General features: G+C 57.5%; 22 protein-coding genes. 2 read left to right on the plus strand and 20 right to left on the minus strand.

Translation table 11 applies throughout. The features are described 5' to 3' along the window. Positions 1–23: 23 nt before the first annotated feature. The gene (locus GSUB_RS18240; RefSeq protein WP_052464442.1) at positions 24–1,025 is read right to left on the minus strand and encodes a Druantia anti-phage system protein DruA; all 1,002 of its coding nucleotides are present in this window, start codon (positions 1,023–1,025) and stop codon (positions 24–26) included. A 311-nt stretch (positions 1,026–1,336) separates the two neighbouring features. On the opposite strand from GSUB_RS18240, the gene GSUB_RS14810 reads away from it, so the two are divergent. Both GSUB_RS14810 and GSUB_RS14815 read left to right on the plus strand, forming a co-directional pair. Continuing rightward, positions 1,337–1,585 carry a CopG family ribbon-helix-helix protein gene (locus GSUB_RS14810; RefSeq protein ID WP_040201487.1) on the plus strand — a complete coding sequence of 83 codons (249 nt, stop codon included), beginning with the start codon at positions 1,337–1,339 and terminating at the stop codon, positions 1,583–1,585. Between the two features lie 16 nt (positions 1,586–1,601). Continuing rightward, positions 1,602–1,859, plus strand: coding sequence for a type II toxin-antitoxin system RelE/ParE family toxin (locus GSUB_RS14815; protein ID WP_235269845.1), 258 nt, complete (start codon positions 1,602–1,604; stop codon positions 1,857–1,859). A 92-nt stretch (positions 1,860–1,951) separates the two neighbouring features. Here the strand turns inward: GSUB_RS14815 and GSUB_RS14820 are convergent, their stop codons facing one another. The 19 genes from GSUB_RS14820 to GSUB_RS14910 all read right to left on the minus strand — a co-directional run bounded on the left by GSUB_RS14820 (position 1,952) and on the right by GSUB_RS14910 (position 16,220). Beyond that, positions 1,952–2,638 (minus strand): PilZ domain-containing protein, encoded by a 687-nt coding sequence (locus GSUB_RS14820; protein ID WP_084212135.1) that lies wholly within the window; start codon positions 2,636–2,638, stop codon positions 1,952–1,954. Positions 2,639–2,660: 22 nt separating this feature from the next. Next, a complete protein-coding gene (locus GSUB_RS14825; RefSeq protein WP_040201491.1) occupies positions 2,661–3,107 on the minus strand; it encodes a hypothetical protein in 447 nt (148 codons plus the stop codon). Next, a complete protein-coding gene (gene fliS / locus GSUB_RS14830) occupies positions 3,107–3,526 on the minus strand; it encodes a flagellar export chaperone FliS (RefSeq protein WP_040201493.1) in 420 nt (139 codons plus the stop codon). Before fliS ends, GSUB_RS14825 begins: the two co-directional genes overlap by 1 nt. 3 nt (positions 3,527–3,529) lie before the next feature. Then, positions 3,530–4,870, minus strand: coding sequence for a flagellar filament capping protein FliD (gene fliD / locus GSUB_RS14835; protein WP_040201494.1), 1,341 nt, complete (start codon positions 4,868–4,870; stop codon positions 3,530–3,532). Positions 4,871–4,986: 116 nt separating this feature from the next. Beyond that, positions 4,987–5,412, minus strand: coding sequence for a flagellar assembly protein FliW (locus tag GSUB_RS14840; RefSeq protein WP_040201495.1), 426 nt, complete (start codon positions 5,410–5,412; stop codon positions 4,987–4,989). Then, positions 5,409–5,648 carry a carbon storage regulator CsrA gene (gene csrA / locus GSUB_RS14845; protein WP_040201497.1) on the minus strand — a complete coding sequence of 80 codons (240 nt, stop codon included), beginning with the start codon at positions 5,646–5,648 and terminating at the stop codon, positions 5,409–5,411. Before csrA ends, GSUB_RS14840 begins: the two co-directional genes overlap by 4 nt. Positions 5,649–5,724: 76 nt before the next feature. Then, a complete protein-coding gene (gene flgL / locus GSUB_RS14850; protein ID WP_040201498.1) occupies positions 5,725–6,612 on the minus strand; it encodes a flagellar hook-associated protein FlgL in 888 nt (295 codons plus the stop codon). A 3-nt stretch (positions 6,613–6,615) separates the two neighbouring features. Next, positions 6,616–8,013, minus strand: a complete 1,398-nt coding sequence (gene flgK / locus GSUB_RS14855) for a flagellar hook-associated protein FlgK (RefSeq protein WP_040201499.1) — start codon at positions 8,011–8,013, stop codon at positions 6,616–6,618. 3 nt (positions 8,014–8,016) lie between these two features. Then, positions 8,017–8,373, minus strand: coding sequence for a flagellar protein FlgN (locus tag GSUB_RS14860; protein WP_040201501.1), 357 nt, complete (start codon positions 8,371–8,373; stop codon positions 8,017–8,019). Next, the gene (flgM, locus tag GSUB_RS14865) at positions 8,366–8,665 is read right to left on the minus strand and encodes a flagellar biosynthesis anti-sigma factor FlgM (RefSeq protein ID WP_040201502.1); all 300 of its coding nucleotides are present in this window, start codon (positions 8,663–8,665) and stop codon (positions 8,366–8,368) included. Before flgM ends, GSUB_RS14860 begins: the two co-directional genes overlap by 8 nt. A gap of 199 nt (positions 8,666–8,864) precedes the next feature. Further along, entirely contained in the window at positions 8,865–9,188 is a 324-nt protein-coding gene (locus GSUB_RS14870; protein ID WP_052464978.1) for a rod-binding protein, read from the minus strand. Between the two features lie 161 nt (positions 9,189–9,349). Beyond that, positions 9,350–10,444, minus strand: coding sequence for a flagellar basal body P-ring protein FlgI (locus GSUB_RS14875; protein ID WP_144402085.1), 1,095 nt, complete (start codon positions 10,442–10,444; stop codon positions 9,350–9,352). A 311-nt stretch (positions 10,445–10,755) separates the two neighbouring features. Beyond that, entirely contained in the window at positions 10,756–11,451 is a 696-nt protein-coding gene (locus GSUB_RS14880; RefSeq protein ID WP_052464979.1) for a flagellar basal body L-ring protein FlgH, read from the minus strand. Further along, a complete protein-coding gene (gene flgA, locus GSUB_RS14885; RefSeq protein WP_084212137.1) occupies positions 11,451–12,173 on the minus strand; it encodes a flagellar basal body P-ring formation chaperone FlgA in 723 nt (240 codons plus the stop codon). The genes GSUB_RS14880 and flgA overlap by 1 nt, the downstream gene beginning before the upstream one ends. A 247-nt stretch (positions 12,174–12,420) precedes the next feature. After that, positions 12,421–13,206 (minus strand): flagellar basal-body rod protein FlgG, encoded by a 786-nt coding sequence (gene flgG / locus GSUB_RS14890; RefSeq protein ID WP_040201507.1) that lies wholly within the window; start codon positions 13,204–13,206, stop codon positions 12,421–12,423. A gap of 60 nt (positions 13,207–13,266) precedes the next feature. Next, positions 13,267–13,986 (minus strand): flagellar basal-body rod protein FlgF, encoded by a 720-nt coding sequence (gene flgF, locus GSUB_RS14895; RefSeq protein WP_040201508.1) that lies wholly within the window; start codon positions 13,984–13,986, stop codon positions 13,267–13,269. A 75-nt stretch (positions 13,987–14,061) separates the two neighbouring features. Continuing rightward, complete coding sequence (locus GSUB_RS14900) at positions 14,062–14,511, minus strand: RNA polymerase sigma factor (protein WP_040201509.1); 450 nt, start codon at positions 14,509–14,511, stop codon at positions 14,062–14,064. Positions 14,512–14,531: 20 nt separating this feature from the next. Further along, on the minus strand, positions 14,532–15,284 hold the full coding sequence (locus tag GSUB_RS14905) for a FliA/WhiG family RNA polymerase sigma factor (protein ID WP_040201510.1): 753 nt from the start codon (positions 15,282–15,284) through the stop codon (positions 14,532–14,534). A 15-nt stretch (positions 15,285–15,299) separates the two neighbouring features. Continuing rightward, positions 15,300–16,220: a MinD/ParA family protein gene (locus GSUB_RS14910; RefSeq protein WP_040201511.1), complete on the minus strand. Its 921-nt coding sequence runs from the start codon at positions 16,218–16,220 to the stop codon at positions 15,300–15,302. Between the last annotated feature and the right edge of the window lie 19 nt (positions 16,221–16,239).

The raw sequence follows: 16,239 nt of genomic DNA on the forward strand, positions 1-16,239 counted from the left end.
CTTGACCTCGTCGCTGCCATCGTCTATCGGCAGGAGGCCGACTTTTTTTGGGTGTGGCAGGTTTTGGTCTCGTGGCCGATCGCGCTCATGATATGCGTCTTGCGGCCTTGCTCGTCGGTGGCGTTGCACATGGTCTTGCCGTCAATGGCGAGGCTTTCATCCGCGCCTGCGTAAGCCTCGTTCCAACGTTGAAAGCTGCGGTCGAGATGATCCGGATCGACCCTGATGAGGATATCGCGGATGATGTATTCGCTCGGGACAAGGTACTGCCCTTGTTTTTTACGGCATCCGAAGCGCTCGCGCGCCTTGGGGCCAAGACTTTTGGCCCAATCGGAAATCGCCTTGTACCCGCGCATCCCGCAAAGCGTCGCCCCGGCGGCAATGGCCAAAACGGTGGACAGCCGGTGGCGTTTCCCTGCGGCGCGGCGCGGGTCGGGGATGTCGGTGAAAAACTCTGGCAAGGATCGCATTTGATTGGCTGTCAACAACATTTTCACGTCTCCTGGACAATAGGGCGCCCCAAGCAGGGGGCGGGACAAGAGCGATTGGGCATTGGACTGCAGCGCACGAACAAACACCATCTTCGGGGACTGTGCGAGGTTGCTATAACCTTGACGGGTTCGGCGAAATCCCTTGGTCTGACCCAGGCATAGCCAATTGGCCGCCTTGTAAACCGTGCCTTGATAGCGCTGCGGATCGACAAAGGTCTCCATCAGCACAAGCGGATGGCCAAAGCGCTCCAGCCAGTCGCGCTGGATTCTTTGTTCGCACAGCGCCAAGACGCGCGAGCCCAGATTGGGCAAATGCCACTGCGGCAGGATCAAAAAACGGCTATTGTTGGCAACCAGCTTCAAGCGGTCATATTGGCGCCGATGATCCCAGCCAATCCACTGGTCGCGAACGGCGCACTTCAAGGCCGCAGCGGAAAAGCTCAGCAAAGCGACCCACTGCTGGCGCAATATGGCAACGTACCAGAGGGTTTCGCCGATCTTGGGCAGATCTCCCAGATAATGATGCGCTTGCATTGTCTCCCGATATCGGTCCTCCTCGAGGGCTGAAACGGGTCGTACATGGATTTCTTTCAGATTCACGACAGGGTCTCCAAGGGCAAAGGACGAACCCTTTATACCCCATCGGAGAACAAATGACCAGAACTTTATGCTGGGGCAAGGCTTAGAGCGTGTTCCCGGGAGGGAACAAATTCGCCCTGCAATAATCTGAACCGCCCGTTCGCTGCACTCACTCGAGAGCGCGGAGGACGCGGAGAACGCTTTTCCTCGAAACACCCTCCAATCCGTATTACAATGTATTCAACACCCCTCTCAGGAGAAAATCCATGCCCAAAACCGCGACCCTTACCGTGCGTGTCAAGCCAGACACTAAAGAGCGCTTGGATGCGCTGACGCGTGTGACACACCGCTCCAGGTCCTTCATGATTGAAGAGGCACTGGAACAATATCTCGAAATCAACGAATGGCAGACCCAGGGGATCGAAGCGGCACTTGCCGAGGCCGACAGCCCTGACGCTCAATGGATTGATCACGAGGCGGTTATGGCGGAAAGGCAGAAGAAAGGTGCGCATTAGATGGCTGCGGCGGGCGGTGCGTGATCTTGATGCAGCAGAGGAGTTTATCGCGCAGGATAATCCGGAAGCCGCGGCGAAGATCGCGTTGACGATCGTCAAGGCAGTATCCCAGCTAAAAGATCAGCCTGGAGCTGGTCGAGCCGGCCGAGTACCCGGCACGCGTGAACTCGTCATTGCCGAGACACCCTACATCGTTCCGTATCGCGTCAAGAACGATGTCGTTGAAATTTTGCGGGTGTATCATTCCTCGCGTAAATGGCCGGATGCTTTTTGATTTCCCTCCGTGTCCTCAGTGCTCTCCGTGGTTCAATCCTTTGATTTTAAGATTCCTCGGCGCACTCCGCGACCTCAGCGGTGAATGGCTCTTTACCGCCCGACCACATCCACCTTGGTGCGCAGCTGGCGCCGCTGTTCGGAGAAGCAGTAGGAGATGACCACTTCCTGATCTTCGTCTTCGATGTCGGTGAAATGGAGAGCCACGCCCCAGTGCTTTTCGCCGCGGGGGGTGCTGCGTACCACGCGGCCGACGCAGCGCACAACAGTGCGGGGGGGGCCGGGAACGGAGAGTTCGAGTCCGAGCTGCTGACCGATGGCGGGATTGAATTCGGCGACAAAGAATATTCCACCGCCGCTGAGATTCACTCTTTCGGAAGGGGATTGGAGAATTTCAGGGCGTCCATTATCGTCTTCGACATGACGCCAGTAGCGCACCGGGAGATCGACGTCGATGCGAAAGTGTTCGCGCTTCTGCGGATGCTCGTAGGCCTCAGTGACCTCAAGCACCAGTTGGCGGTCATTGACGATCTGCTTGACCACGCCATGCAGAGCCACCGTTGGGCCGGCAACCTGGATGGAGAGCTTGAATTCACCGTCCTGATCGATATTGTTGGGGAGAACATCGGGAAGAAAGTTGACTTTGATCAGCGTCGCGGCAACCGGCATCGCCACCCCTTCAAAGGGGAGTGAGCCCGTCCCTTTGGTGGGGAGATAGACCTTGATCGATTTTTTCCCCCCCAAGTGTTGGAGGGCGTCCTGGGGAGAAATGCGTTCCATGAGAAAATTCGGAAAAAAGTGTTTAGAAAATGCTTGTCAGAATCGACCCCTTGCCCTGATCCTGCCCCCGATAACCGCTCATGGCTGCTTTGCCGATACGGGCCTGGGTAAGCTCTTCGGAAATGACCGACATCATGCCACGAATTTTTTCGGATAGCAACTGGTTGTGTTCCCGTACCCGCGCCATAATCCGTGTGCGTCTCTCCAGGACCGCCTCAAGGGTTGCATCTTTGCAATTTAGAGCACAGACGCCCCGTTCCACATCGGCATCGATCTCCGCGGCCTGCTGCTGGCGTTGGCGCAACTCTTCAGCAAAGAGGCTGATCTGCTCGGAATCCACTTTGCCGAGAGTTTCACCAAAGCGCTCCAGTGCGTCAAGAATGTCGCGGTACTGGCTGATGGAAAGATCAACGGTTTTGTAAACTTCATCCAGGGAGACGTTTTTATCGAAACTGCACTCACCCGACATCAGCCGACCGCCACAGAGGGATTGGAGGAAGGCTGGGAGGCCCGTTCTTTGCGCACGATTTCTGCAGCCTCCACCCAGGCTTCGCGCAGCTCACGCAAAATTGAGATGACCGGCGCCAGAACAGTAGCATCGTTGCGCGCATTGGCACGCGGAATTTCGCGCATCATGAAGTCATAGAGCGAGGCAAGATTGGCCGCAACTTCTCCACCGATCTCATGATCCAGGGTGGCGTTAAGTTCAGAAATAATTGCCAGGGTCTTGTCGATATTTTTAATTTTAACGGCGTAGTCGCCGCTTCCCATGGCTTCGGAAGCCTGCTCCAGAAAGCGGATGGCGCCGTCATAGAGCATGATCAGAATCTGTTCGGGCGAGGCAGTCTGAACCTGGGTGTTCTGGTAGTTTTTAAGATAAGCATTCATCGGTTACTGTCCCCCTGCCAGATGAGTTAGATTGGGTAACTGGGAAAGGTAGCTGCTGGTGGCGTTCATGGAACTGACCAACTGTTCCATCGCAGTGAACTGGGCACGCAAAGTCTCTTCACGCTGTTCCAGACGCGCCTCCTGGCGCTCAATCTGCGAATCCAAACGACGCAACCCGCTGTCGGTGGCCGTTTTGCGACTGGCGAGAATGCCGTCGCTGCGGTCGGTGACACTTTTAAGGTAGTCCACGAGCTTAGCGGAGAGCCCTTCAGTAGCAGCACTACCGGCAAACAAGCCGACGACCCCATCCAGGTCATCGCTGATAGCGCCTTTAAGAACAGCACCATCAACTTTAAGGGTGCCGTCTTTTTGCGTTGAGACTCCCAGTTGGGTCAACGCCTGGATGCTATTGTCACCGCCTAACGCAGATCCAATCATGGATTGCAGGCGCCGCAAGGGCATGTGCAGGCCGGAGTCACGCCCCCAACTGGAATCGCTCTGGTCTGAAATAAAGCTTACGACCTCATTGTAGGACGTGACGAAATCCTTCACTTTCTTCTCGACCGCATCTACATCCAGATCGACCTGCACACCGGTCGTTTCAGCTGCATCGGCATGAGGTTTAAGAAGATCAATGGTAACGCCGGGAATGGCCTCGGTAATACTGTTGCTGTTTCGATAGATGTCGATGCCATCGACTTTGATATGAGCCTGAGACCCTTCCTGCGTCTGTGTAAACAGGGGCGAGGCGTAGGTTCCCCCTGTTAGGGAGGCCGTTGCCTCAACGGCGGTTCCCGCGTCATCGGCAGTCAGCACCAGGCGATAGGGATTGTCTGGATCACCGTCATTGATGATGCTGGCGCTGACCCCGGCACCGGCCGCATTGATCGCATCACGGATGCCGCCGAGGGAGTTGTTGGTCTCATCGAGCGTGATATCCACTGATTCGCCGCCCACTGTCAGGCTCAGGGTTCCGGTCCCGAACTCACCAGCGCTGATGTCGGCAAACCCCTGGCTGACCTCCTTCTCGCGGCGGGCCAGGCTGACGACGTTGATATTGTAATCACCCTGTTCCGCAGAAGACGAGGCACTAACGGAAAAATAGTCTTCCGAAGCGGCCACGGCTTTATTTGCTGCGATTTTATCGAACGATGCCAGCCCCTCCGCCTTTTCCAGCAGCCCTTTAAGCTTGCTGTCAAATTTGGTAAAGGCATCAAGACGGCTTTTGAGATAGCTTTGCTCGCGCTGCAACCGCTCGATCGGCTTGCGCTCAATCTTGAGTAACTGTGTAATGAGCTCGTTGGTATCGAGGCCGGTCGCTAATCCACCGATTTGAATGGCCATGAAGACTCTCCTTGCTTGCGCGCGAAAGTTTTCCAAGACAGAGGGCAAAACCCCCAGCCGGATTTGGGACTCTTATCGGCTCGCAACCAGAAAGAGTTTAGAGAAAATTTTCATCTTCAGGCAGCAGGCAGCGGAGTTCGGGTTTGCCAGGAAGTTTTTTCCAGAATCACCTGTAATGCACGATTTGTCTTTGGTGCAAAGAGAATGGGAGCGGCCAGATTGAGGGTGATCTTGCGGTCGGGAGGCACGGTGACCACAGCCAGTAGCAGGCAGTCATCCTCGTCGCCGATCCCCAGTTTGGAACGCTCGCCGGCATCGGGCGTGACGGCATAATCGAGGAAAAAACCGCATGGATCGGTGAGGACAAAAGCCAAGGCCGCGTCCTCCACGCTCTGAATCCAGAACAGAGGGCCGGGTTTTGTCTGCGGCATGACGATAAAATGGTGCAGATGGGGAAAGCCGACAAGACCTTCGGGAAATTTCAGCGTCTGCTCGGGATCGTATTCGATGTCGCCGAAGCGGGTACCGGTCAAAGTTTTCATTTTTTTTCGACACCTTTCAGGCTCTCGCTCAAGGCATCCAGGTCGGTCGGGTTCCATTGAGCGGCCTCCTGGTTCTCACGGCAGATGCGGTCGAAGACCTCCTGCCGATAGATTTTCTTGTCGGCGGGGGCTTCGATTCCCAGTCGCACCGCGCCGCCTTTGACTTCAAGCACGGTCACACGGATGTCATCACCGATGAGAAATCCTTCTTCGGACTTGCGGGTCAATACCAGCATTGCTTCGCCCTCCCTGGCTTGTGTCGTATCGCTGTCCTTCCCTGGACTGCAATCATCGTGCGCAAAAGATGCCTTGTCAACGCATATAGTCGAGAATCGACAGGCGCGAAACGCGCGAGGTAATATCGAGAGCCGCTTTGAAGGCAGTCTCCTGCATGGTCATATTGGTGATCGTTTCCACCAGGTCGGCATCTTCGTAGCGCGACAGCATAGCCTCCATGTCGATACGGACATCCTCCATGTTGAGCTTGGCGCTGTCCACCCGCTGGGCCAGGTTGCCCATCCGTGAACGCTGAGAGCGCATCTGGTCCGCAGCCCGGTCCAGATCATCCATCTCGGCAAGAGCTGCGGCCGCATCCCCCACATCAAGGGCCGAAACCATGTTGTCGAACAACTGCCACATATCCTTTCCAGTGCCGGGATCTCCAAACACCTCCTCGCCGGTGAGATTGACCTTGACCTTTTCACCTGGGCCGATTTCAAGTTCAAAAGCCTCATTATCTCCAGCATATGCGACAGGATCACCTGAGTAGGGAGGAGTATCCTCCTTGAAGCCAGAGAAAAGATATTTTCCGTCCACACTCGAATTCGCCAGAGCCAGCAGTTCATCCTTCATCAACTGCATCTGGTTCCCTAGAGTTTTGAGGTCAGCTTCAGAAAGGCTGCCGTTGCCGGCATAAACCAGCGTCTCCTTGGCGCGCACCATGACCGATTCGACCCGCTCCAGATGGGTGTCGAGCACATCGAGCCGCTCCCCGGCAATGCCCATGGTGTCGAGAAAACGGTCGGAGGCGCGAATCTGACCCCGCGCGTTAAGCATGGGGCGGATGGCGGACGGGTCGTCGGAAGGCTTGGTCACCTTCTTGCCGGTGGCCGCCTGAAGGCGCAGTTCCTCCAGCCGAGTGTTGGACTGGGTCATATTGGCGAGCAGGCTGCGGTATGTGGTGGTCAGTGTGGCGCGCATGGCTTACCTCTTGAGACTCAGCAGGGATTCCATCAGTTCATCGACGACGGCCAGAAATTTGGCCGAGGCCTCAAAGCCTTTCTGGTACTGCATCAGGTCGACCATTTCCTCCTCCAGCGACACGCCCACCGTGGCATCGCGCATATTGCGGATCTGCACCATGGCATCTTCAAGGCCCTGGGCACTGGTTTGCGCGCGGGCGGCCTCGATTCCGACCTTGGAAGTAATCTTGGAGAAATAGCCGGTGAAGGAATCATTACCGTCCATCACCGTGAGGTCATCGGCCAAAGCAGCAAGGTTAAGCGCGTTGCGATTATCGCCAATGCCGGTGTTGCCTTTTCCGGCGGCAACCTTGGCTGTATCTGTTATCGCAACAGCCATAGCCTTGGCGTAGCCATTTTCAGGATCAGGGCCTACAGAGATTTGGAAAAAATCCAGCCCCCCGGCACCATCAAGGTCGAAACCGTCCGTATGTATCTCATTGACCTCTTTAGCCAGCGTAAAGGCCAGATGATCAAGCTCTGCCATCCTCTCCGGAATCACTTCGTCGCGCACGCTCATCAACCCCCGGAACTCACCACCGACCATATGGCTCTTGAGTTCCGTAGTGGAATTGGGTCCGGTCCGCAATACCAACTGCAGGTTGAGATCGGCATCGAGCTGCGGCTCAAGAGACATCGCCGAAGTATCCTGCACCAGCGGCTGCCCGCCAGGCAACTGCAGCGAGACCTTGCCGTTCTCTTCGTAGTAGGTCGCTCCAAGTTCGCGCGAGACCTGCTCGATCAGCATGTCGCGCCGGTCACGGTCGCTGTTGGCCGATTGGCCGGAAATCTCCACCGTCGAAATCCTCAGGTTGAGGTCGGCAATCTCCTGCAAGACCGGATTGATGGCAGTGATCTTTGATTCAATGGACGCGTTGATATTGCGCTGCGCACTTCTAAGACTGGTGACAGCGTCGTCAAAGGAGCGCGCCAGCAGATCGCCGCGCTGCAGCACGATCTGGCGCTCGGTCTGCCCGGCAGGGTTGGCGGAGAGCTGTTTCCAGGAGTCAAAAAAGCGGTCAATCTCTGTCGAGAGGTTGTTTTCAGCGACGCTGAAGATGCGCTCCAGCTCGGCCATAGGAGCCGCACGGGAGCTCTCTTCACCGAGTTGTCCGCTCTTGTCATGGATCTGCCGAGTCAAAAAAACGTCGTGCTCGCGGGCGATATTGTTGATATTGACGCCCTGGCCGATAAAAAAGCCGCGCAATTCCAGGGAAGGCACCGGCTGGAACACGGCCTTCTGCCGCGAATAGCCGGGAGTATTGACATTGGCGATATTGTTGCCGGCGATCTCCACCGCCTTCTGGCTGGTGCGAAGGCTCGTTTTCCCGGCGTTGAGTGCGCTCATCAGTCCAGCCATGGCTTAAATCCTCCCCGCCAGCAGTTTACCGCCAGCCTTGCCCGGCGTCAGAGACCCCGAGGCGCCGTAAGCCGGCGGCGGGATCTGCTTCTCGAAAAAAGCCACCGTATCGCGCACCAGGCGCAGCCCCGACCAGAACAGGAACGCGTTGCGGCGGTTCTCAGCACGAACCTCTTCCGCAAGCTCCCTGCATTCAAGGCTTTCACAGGGAGGAGCTTCCGCCAGAATCTCCATCAGTTCTTCCTTGCGGCGGGCTGTTTCGGAAAGGGCTTCCATATCAAAATCCCGCGCTGCGCGACGCTCCTGAGCGATCAGGTCCCGCAGCTGCAGCAACTGCTCATGGACAAACTCTTCAGTCATTGCGCGGCTCCTGAGAAACGAATTTGAGCAGGCTGGCCGCCACCTTGTGCATATCCGGATTGTAAGTGCCTCCGGCGACCTGCGCCTTGATGGACGCCACCTTTTCAGCACGCTGCGCATCCGCCGGGCTGGAGGCTTCGCGAGCTTTGTTCACCCCCTGCAGAACGGAAGAAAAATCGACCTTGTCGCCCTGGCGTGGGCCGGCCGATTTTCCCGCTTCGTTTTTGTGCGTGGCGCGCGTTGTGATGGGCGGCGGCACCATCTGATTGCCGAATATTTTTTTAATGGACATCGCAATGCTCCCTTGGTTTCTTTCACTTGGAATACTTATCGGCAGGGTGCGGGGGATCTTTAGGGAAAAATTAGAGAGGTGGGAGAAAGGCTTTGAACCACAGAGGGCACGGAGAACTCAGAGGAAAAGCCACAGAGAGAATCTTTTTGTAAAACTCTGAGTCCTCTGTGATCTCTAGAGAACGAAGTGAACGGGTGGTTCAGGGCTTTTTGTCTTCCACCGGCCCCTGCAGGTGACGGTAGAGCGCTTCGGCGATGCCGATGCCCTGGGTGGCGGAGGCTTTCTGGGCCACTTCCCAGTCCATCATTTCCTGGAACATCTGCTGTCCGCCGTTTGGGGGGAGCAAGCCATCGGTCGGTACGCTCTTGCGCATCTCCTTGAACATGGAATTCACAAACAGTGCTTCAAACTGCTGACAGGCTTCCTTGAGCTTCTGCGGGTCGTTTTTCTGCGCGCCGGTTGCGGATTTCTTCTGTTCCAGAGCGCGGGAGGCGAGCAGTTGCGGGTCGATTTTCATTTCCATGGGGAAAACCTTTGCAGTTATTCACCACAGAGCACACAGAGAACACGAAGAAAAATCTGAGCAAAAAATCTAAAACAGTAAATAAAATTTTTTGGATTTTCCTAGATTCGGTTTTTCCTCTGTGCCCTCTGTGGTCTCTGTGGTTCAGGATTTCTAGAGATTTACAGGATCACCAACTCAGCATGCAGCGCCCCGCTGGCTTTAATCGCCTGGAAGATGGCGATCAGGTCGCGGGGGGTGGCGCCGATGGCATTGAGGCCGCGGGCGATTTCGCCGATACTTACGCCCCGGTCGACCACCACCAGGTTGCCGATTTCTTCGGTCACCTCTATCTCGGTCTCCGGCACGACCACGGTATCCCCTTCAGCCAGCGGATTAGGCTGGCTGACCCGGGCCGATTCACTTATGACCAGATTGAGGTTGCCGTGGGAAACCGCCACGGTAGCGATGCGCACGTCCTCACCCATGACGATGGTGCCGGTTTTTTCGTTGATAACGATACGGGCCACGGTATCCGGGCGCACTTCAAGTTCTTCCAGAGCCGCGATAAAATCAATTTTGTGGTCATGATAAAACTCGGGGATGCTGACTTGAAGGCTGGAACCGTCAACGGAGCGGGCAATATCGCCGCCGAAGCGCTCATTGACTACCCGGCTGATGCGGGAGATGGTGGTGAAATCCGCCTGCTGGATGCGATAGGTCAATTGATTGCCGACTCCAAAATCAAATTGCACTTCGCGCTCCACCAAGGCTCCGTCAGGCACTCGACCCGCCGTGGGGTGATTTTTCTGCACCGTCGCCGCCTTGCCGCCAAAAGCGATGGCACCCACCACGACCGGCCCCTGGGCCACGGCATATACCTGCCCGTCCGGACCTTTCAGTGGCGTCATGAGCAGCGTGCCGCCGACCAGGCTGTCCGCATCACCAATGGAAGAGACCAACGCATCAATGCCAGTGCCCGCCTTGGCAAAGGGGGGCAGTTCGGCGGTGACCATCACCGCCGCCACATTATCCACCTTGATCTGTCCCGGTTCGACCGCCACACCGAGACGCTCCAGCATATTGGCCAGCGACTGAATCGTGAACTCGGTGCTCTGGCTGTCACCGCTGCCGTTGAGCCCCACCACCAGCCCGTAGCCGACCAGCTGGTTGTTGCGCACCCCTTCGATCTTGGCGATGTCCTTGATCCGCGCCGCCTGAGCCGATGTCGCAAACAAGATAACAAGAGCCACCAAAATCATTAGGGGTTTAAATATTTTATGCTTTGTGTTTTCCATTCATTTCACCCGTAGCCCGTTCCAGGGAGCGTCGATTTTGTGCGAGATCAAGGAAGCCGAGAGCCGACAAGCGAGGCGTATTGCAATACGTCGAGCGCAGCCGGTACGAAGGCTGACGCGGAGCTCGTGCAAAAGCGGCGCTCCCCTCATTATCCCAGTAGCCCGTTCCCAGGAGCGTCGATTTTGTGCAAGGTCAAGGAAACCGAGAAATCCCGCGGAGGCGTACTGAAAGTACGTCGCACAAGGGATTTCGAAGGTTGACGCGGAGATTGCGCAAAAGCGGCGCTCCTCTAAAATGGCCAGACGTTGTCTAGTATTCTCACCAGCCAGCCCTGCTTCTGCTTGTCGCTGATCACCCCTTTGCCGGTATAGACGATCTGCGCGTCAAGCACCTGGCTCGAATCGACCACGTTGTTGGACGACACATCGGTGGGACGCACGATGCCGGAGAGGCGGATCAGCTGCTGCTCATTGTTGACGGTGACGCTTTTGTGTCCATCGATGCGCAGGTTGCCGTTGGGCAGCACATCCACAACGCGAGTCGTAATCGTGGCCACCAGATCCTCCCGGCGCGAGGTGCTGCCGGAACCGGAAAATTGGTTGTCATAGCGGGTTCCGATCAGGTTGCCGGGATCGATACTGCTGTTGATGGTGGCGATCTGCTTTTCCAGGCCGAACAGGTTGTTGATTCCCGCCGAGGCCGAACTGCTGCGCCCAGTTGAGGTGCTGGCCTCCTTGCTTGCGCTGGCGCGCTCGAAGATGGCGACCGTCAAAATATCGCCGATGCGCTGCGCCTTACGGTCATTAAACAAAGATCCTCGGCTTTCGGTCCACAAGGAGCCGTTTGTCGCGGGCCTCTCTGCGACAATTTCAACCTCCTGAGGGGCAAAGGCCTCTTCCTGCATCTGGGGTCGGGTATGGCCCGCGCAGCCGACTGCAAACATCAGCAGCGCTGAAATCACTGTCCATCCAATCGTTTTCATCATCAAAGCTCCACCTGCACGACGCCGGGAGCCGTGACCCGGCAGAGAATATCTTTCTGAGAGGAGGCGTTGCGGATTGTCACAACATCGTTCTTGGCACCGTCCTCACGGGCAACGCCGGTGGCAGTCAGTTCCATGGCCCCACTGCGCACCACAATGGAGACACGGTCCCCGCGATGGACCAGAGCCGGTTCTTCGACCCAACTGCGGTCGATTGTGCGCCCCATACGGATCGAGCGTTTGAGCTCCTTGCCGATCAATTCCTGCGAGTCGAGGCAGGGGTTGCGCTCCTGGGCCAGATCCATTTCAACCATATTGATATCATGCTCACCCAGCCTCACCCCCCGCCGCAGATCGCCCGCCGCAACGGCAACCGGGGCCAGGGCTTCGATTTCGGCGCGAAAGGAGCGGTTTTCCACCACCCGGTCGTCGACACGAAAGATGAACGTGAACCGGCGGCTGTTGAGAATGCCGGGATCGGAGGGAATGATCTCATGTGTCATCCGTCCGGCAGGCAACTCAAAAGACCGATGAACGTCCAGGGAGCGGATACGGATGTCGGCCTGCGGCAGCAGCCCGGCATTCTCAGCCAGATAATCCTCAAGCATGTCGTGAATTTCAGCACTGCCCACAGTCTGAAAATCCTCCGACGCGAACGCGGCGCCTGCCGTCAGGAGCAGGGCCGTCAGCAGCAAAAAAACGTATTTTCCAGTATTTGTCATCATGTTGCCTGTATTTTGCAAATGTCGAGCCGAGTTGAGTTGGACATTATTTAAAATCTTCTCCCCCACCCCAACCCTCCCCCGCTGGGAGAGGGAGAAAAACGCTGGAACGGCTAGCCTTGCCCCTCCCCCCAGCGGGGGAGGCTGGGAGGGGGGAGCGATTAAAAACGAGACAAAAAAACGGCGCGGGAATTCATCTGTTCAACAAATTCATCCGCGCCATTTTTATGACTTTCCCAGGACTGGTCTCTTAAGCCAGGTTATTGACCATCTGCAGCATTTCATCCGATGTCTGAATGGCCTTGGAGTTGATCTCGTAGGCGCGCTGGGTCGTGATCATCCCCACCATCTCTTCCATGATGTTGACGTTGGACCCTTCCAGAAAACCCTGGGCAAGAGCGCCGAAGCCCTCCTGGCCGGGGATGCCGTCGACGGGCGCACCCGAGGCCGGGGTTTCCAGCAGCAGGTTGCGGCCGATGGCTTCAAGACCTGCCGGATTGCTGAAAGTGGTCAGCTCGATGGTGCCGATCTGATTGGGCTCGGCCTCGCCGTCCAGATAAACGTTGACCGCGCCGTCTTCGGTAATGGACAGCCGCGTTGCGTTTTCCGGGATCACGATCTGCGGCTCCAGAGGGTAACCGTCGGAGGTCACCATGCGGCCGGTGCCGTCCTTCTTGAAGGCGCCGCTGCGGGTGTACGATTCTTCGCCGTCGGGCATCATCACACGGAAAAAGCCGTTGCCTTCGATGGCGATATCGAGATCGTTGCCGGTCTGCTGCAGATCGCCGGTAGTAAAGATTTTCTGCACCGCTGCGGCGCGCGCGCCGAGGCCGACCTGGATGCCGGTGGGCACTTCGTCGCCGTTGACTGATTCGGTGCCGGCCGCACGGCTGACCTGATAGAGCAGGTCCTGAAAATCGGCGCGGCTTTTCTTGAAACCGGCCGTATTAACGTTGGCCAGGTTGTTGGAAATCACATCCATATTGAGTTGCTGGGCGGTCATGCCGGTTGCGGCGGTCCACAGTGATCTGATCATATCCTTGGTTCTCCTTGCATCATCCGGATGCGTCTCCCGCGAGCCGCTCCGGTGGTTGAATTATCCTACGCGCCCCAGTTCCGCGGCCTTGCCCATCTCTTTGTAGGACTTGATGGCGCGGGTCAGGGCTTCAAAATTGCGCTGCGCATCGATCATCATCGCCATCTCCTCAAGGGGATTGACATTGGAGGATTCAAGCTGTCCCTGGGCGAGTTCGGGATTGGCAACGCGCGCTTCCCCGGCGGGTTCGGCGGCGGCGAACAACCCGTCGCCGCGCTTTTCAAGCTGTTGAGGATCAAGCACTTCAAAAACAGCGATTTCACCGACGATCGCCTCATCATCCCAGATCCGGCCGCTTTCATCGATGACCACATCGGCATCCGGCAGATTCACAGGGCCGTTGGCCCCCACCACCGGATAGCCTGCAGCAGTCACCAGGGTGCCGTCTGCATTGAGGCGGAAACTGCCCTGGCGGGTGTAGGCCTCCCCTTCGGGCGTTTGCACCTTGAAAAACCCGGGGCCGTTGATGGCCAGATCGAGATTGTTGCCGGTGGTCTGAAAGGTGCCGGTGCCGTGATCGGTATAGCGCATGCCGACACGGCTGTGATTGACGCCGCGCGCCAGACTCTGCTGGCGGGCATCGCTGATGAGAGATTCAAAATTGAGGCGATCTTTCTTGAAACCGACGGTATGGACGTTGGCCAGATTGTTGCTGACCACCTCAAGAAGCTGCATGCGACTGCGGGCCCCGGAGAGGGCGCTGTAGATTCCTGAACTCATCCCTGCGGTGTCTCCCTTGAATTGTTTCTATCTTTTCTCGCTCGCCTTACCTTTCGGATCAGGCAGCGGGAAACTTTAGCTCTTTTTGCGCGCCACTTCCGCAAGTTTCACCAATTGCTGCGCCTCTGCGGGAGAGACCTGAAGGACTTCGGCGATCTCGTCGGCACCCAGCCCCTTGTCAGCCAGGGTCGCCACATGGCGATAGCGCTCCGGCGCCTTTCCATCCCCAAGACTGTTGCCGCCGTGCAGCCGCTCGCGCATGGCCTCGGCCTCCTCTGCGGAAACAGACGCTTCGGCATCAGCCACCTGTTCCGGGGAGGGGGCCTGCTGCCGAGAAGTCTCTTCCCCCTGATCTTTCAAAACAGGGGCTGCGGCTGCCATGCGGCGCCACAGGGAGAACTCTTCGCGCAGGGCGTCCAGTTCCCCTCTCACCTTGCGCAGGTTGAGGTAGACAACGATCAGCGTCACGCCGACGATCGCCGCCAGGGCCGCAACGGCAAAAAAATTGAAGGTGGAAATGGCCATGGTTCGCCTTGGAATCAGGTTCAGGAGCGCGGCGACCGTGTCAGACGGCTGCTCATGCGGGATTTGAGCCGGGCCAGGGCCTGGCTGTGGAGTTGCGAAACGCGCCCTTCGGTGACGCCGAGAACCTCTGCAATCTCTTTCTGGGTCAACTCCTCGTAATAGTAGAGGGCGATCACCAGCCGCTCCTTCTCGGAGAGCCTTTCGAGCAGACCCGCCAGTTCCTCGGTGAGCTGCAGTCGCTCGACATTTTCCTGCGGAGTCGGCATCTCAGGATCGCTGAGGTTGTCAAGAAAGCTGCGACCCTCCTCGTGCTCGTCCAGGGTCTGATGCAGGCTGACGCAGCCGAGGTGACTGACCTCTGCCAGCAGGGCGCGGTATTCTTCGAGACCCAGCTCCATCTCTTCTGCGATCTCGAACTCTTCCGGCGGCCGCCCCAGTTGCTGCTCAAGGCGGTCGATCGCACGCGTCAGTCGGCTCTGCTTGTCGCGCAGAGTGCGGGAAAACCAGTCGGACTTGCGTGCTTCATCGAGCATGGCGCCGCGCATGCGGTGTTCGGCGAAAGTCTTGAACAAAATTCCGCGTCCGGCGTCGTAGCGGTTGGCGGCGTCGATCAGCCCCATCATGGCCGCGCTGGCGAGTTCGTCGCGGGTCATGGTCGACGGCACCTGAGTGATCATGCGCTCCACCAGGAAATTGACCAGCGGCAGATGATCCTGGATCAGCCGCTCCCGCAGATCGGGCGCGGACACATAATAGGTTTCGGGAGGGTTCATGGTCACCGTGCCCTCTCAGGCCCCCTGGCCGAATGACAGCAGACGCCGCCAGAAAAACTGCAGACTGCCCTTGGGGCCGACATTCTGCGGCGTGGTAATCAGGTTGCGGGCGATGGTTTCAAACGCGGCGCTGGCCTTGGTGCGGGGAAACAGGTCCACCATCACTCGCTGGCGGCGTACCGCTTCGCGCATGCGCTTATCCTGCGGTACGCAACCCAGATAATCGATAGAGATATCGAGATAGCGGTTCGACACCATGGTCAGCTTGCGGTACACGTCGAGTGCTTCGCCGGCGTCGCGCACCGAATTGACGATGAGGTTGAAGCGCTTTTCGTGATACTGCACCGACAAGAGCTTCATCAGGGCATAGGCGTCGGTTATGGCGGTCGGTTCCGGGGTGGTCACCACCAGAATGTCCTGCGCCGCCACGTTGAAATAGGTGACGTTCTCCGAGATGCCGGCCTCGGTGTCGATGATGACGACTTCGAAATCACCGTGCAGGCTGTCGAGATCGTCGAGAAATTTCATCTTCTGTTCCGAACTCAGGCGCGTAACGGTCTGCATCCCCGAGCCGGCAGGCAGAATTTTGATGCCGCCCGGCCCCTCCACCATGATCTCGAGCAGCGAGCGGTCGCCGTTGAAGAAGTGATTGAGGTTGTACTGCGGTGTCAGGCCGAAAACCACATCGATATTGGCCAGGCCGAGATCGGCGTCGATGATGAGCACTTTTTTGTCCATCTGCGCCAGCGCCAGAGCGACGTTGGAGACCACCGCGGTCTTTCCGACTCCACCCTTGCCGCTGGTGACCGAGAGAACCCGCGCGGCCTGCCGATCAGCCTCAAGCGTGGCGGAAGCATCGGCGGCCGTACCGCTGAACCGATCGCTCATGGAGCGCAGGGTTCCTGCCTGATCCAATCGTTGCTGCAACATTTCCATAAATCCTTTCCCCTCGCCC

Origin of the sequence: Geoalkalibacter subterraneus (genome assembly GCF_000827125.1) — a bacterium.
In the GTDB taxonomy this organism is placed as follows: Bacteria; Desulfobacterota; Desulfuromonadia; order Desulfuromonadales; family Geoalkalibacteraceae; genus Geoalkalibacter_A; species Geoalkalibacter_A subterraneus.

Excerpts from the sequence above, each read along its gene's own strand:
- GSUB_RS14820 (WP_084212135.1), bottom strand. The coding sequence starts at position 2,638 with ATGGAACGCATTTCTCCCCAGGACGCCCTCCAACACTTGGGGGGGAAA.
- GSUB_RS14840 (WP_040201495.1), bottom strand. The coding sequence starts at position 5,412 with ATGAAAACTTTGACCGGTACCCGCTTCGGCGACATCGAATACGATCCC.
- GSUB_RS14910 (WP_040201511.1), bottom strand. The coding sequence starts at position 16,220 with ATGGAAATGTTGCAGCAACGATTGGATCAGGCAGGAACCCTGCGCTCC.
- flgL (WP_040201498.1), bottom strand. The coding sequence starts at position 6,612 with ATGCGCGCCACACTGACCACCACATACCGCAGCCTGCTCGCCAATATG.
- GSUB_RS14900 (WP_040201509.1), bottom strand. The coding sequence starts at position 14,511 with ATGGCCATTTCCACCTTCAATTTTTTTGCCGTTGCGGCCCTGGCGGCG.
- csrA (WP_040201497.1), bottom strand. The coding sequence starts at position 5,648 with ATGCTGGTATTGACCCGCAAGTCCGAAGAAGGATTTCTCATCGGTGAT.
- GSUB_RS14880 (WP_052464979.1), bottom strand. The coding sequence starts at position 11,451 with ATGATGAAAACGATTGGATGGACAGTGATTTCAGCGCTGCTGATGTTT.
- flgG (WP_040201507.1), bottom strand. The coding sequence starts at position 13,206 with ATGATCAGATCACTGTGGACCGCCGCAACCGGCATGACCGCCCAGCAA.
- fliS (WP_040201493.1), bottom strand. The coding sequence starts at position 3,526 with ATGAATGCTTATCTTAAAAACTACCAGAACACCCAGGTTCAGACTGCC.
- flgA (WP_084212137.1), bottom strand. The coding sequence starts at position 12,173 with ATGATGACAAATACTGGAAAATACGTTTTTTTGCTGCTGACGGCCCTG.
- fliD (WP_040201494.1), bottom strand. The coding sequence starts at position 4,870 with ATGGCCATTCAAATCGGTGGATTAGCGACCGGCCTCGATACCAACGAG.
- GSUB_RS14860 (WP_040201501.1), bottom strand. The coding sequence starts at position 8,373 with ATGACTGAAGAGTTTGTCCATGAGCAGTTGCTGCAGCTGCGGGACCTG.
- GSUB_RS14870 (WP_052464978.1), bottom strand. The coding sequence starts at position 9,188 with ATGGAAATGAAAATCGACCCGCAACTGCTCGCCTCCCGCGCTCTGGAA.
- flgM (WP_040201502.1), bottom strand. The coding sequence starts at position 8,665 with ATGTCCATTAAAAAAATATTCGGCAATCAGATGGTGCCGCCGCCCATC.
- GSUB_RS18240 (WP_052464442.1), bottom strand. The coding sequence starts at position 1,025 with ATGCAAGCGCATCATTATCTGGGAGATCTGCCCAAGATCGGCGAAACC.
- flgF (WP_040201508.1), bottom strand. The coding sequence starts at position 13,986 with ATGAGTTCAGGAATCTACAGCGCCCTCTCCGGGGCCCGCAGTCGCATG.
- GSUB_RS14905 (WP_040201510.1), bottom strand. The coding sequence starts at position 15,284 with ATGAACCCTCCCGAAACCTATTATGTGTCCGCGCCCGATCTGCGGGAG.
- GSUB_RS14810 (WP_040201487.1), top strand. The coding sequence starts at position 1,337 with ATGCCCAAAACCGCGACCCTTACCGTGCGTGTCAAGCCAGACACTAAA.
- GSUB_RS14825 (WP_040201491.1), bottom strand. The coding sequence starts at position 3,107 with ATGTCGGGTGAGTGCAGTTTCGATAAAAACGTCTCCCTGGATGAAGTT.
- flgK (WP_040201499.1), bottom strand. The coding sequence starts at position 8,013 with ATGGCTGGACTGATGAGCGCACTCAACGCCGGGAAAACGAGCCTTCGC.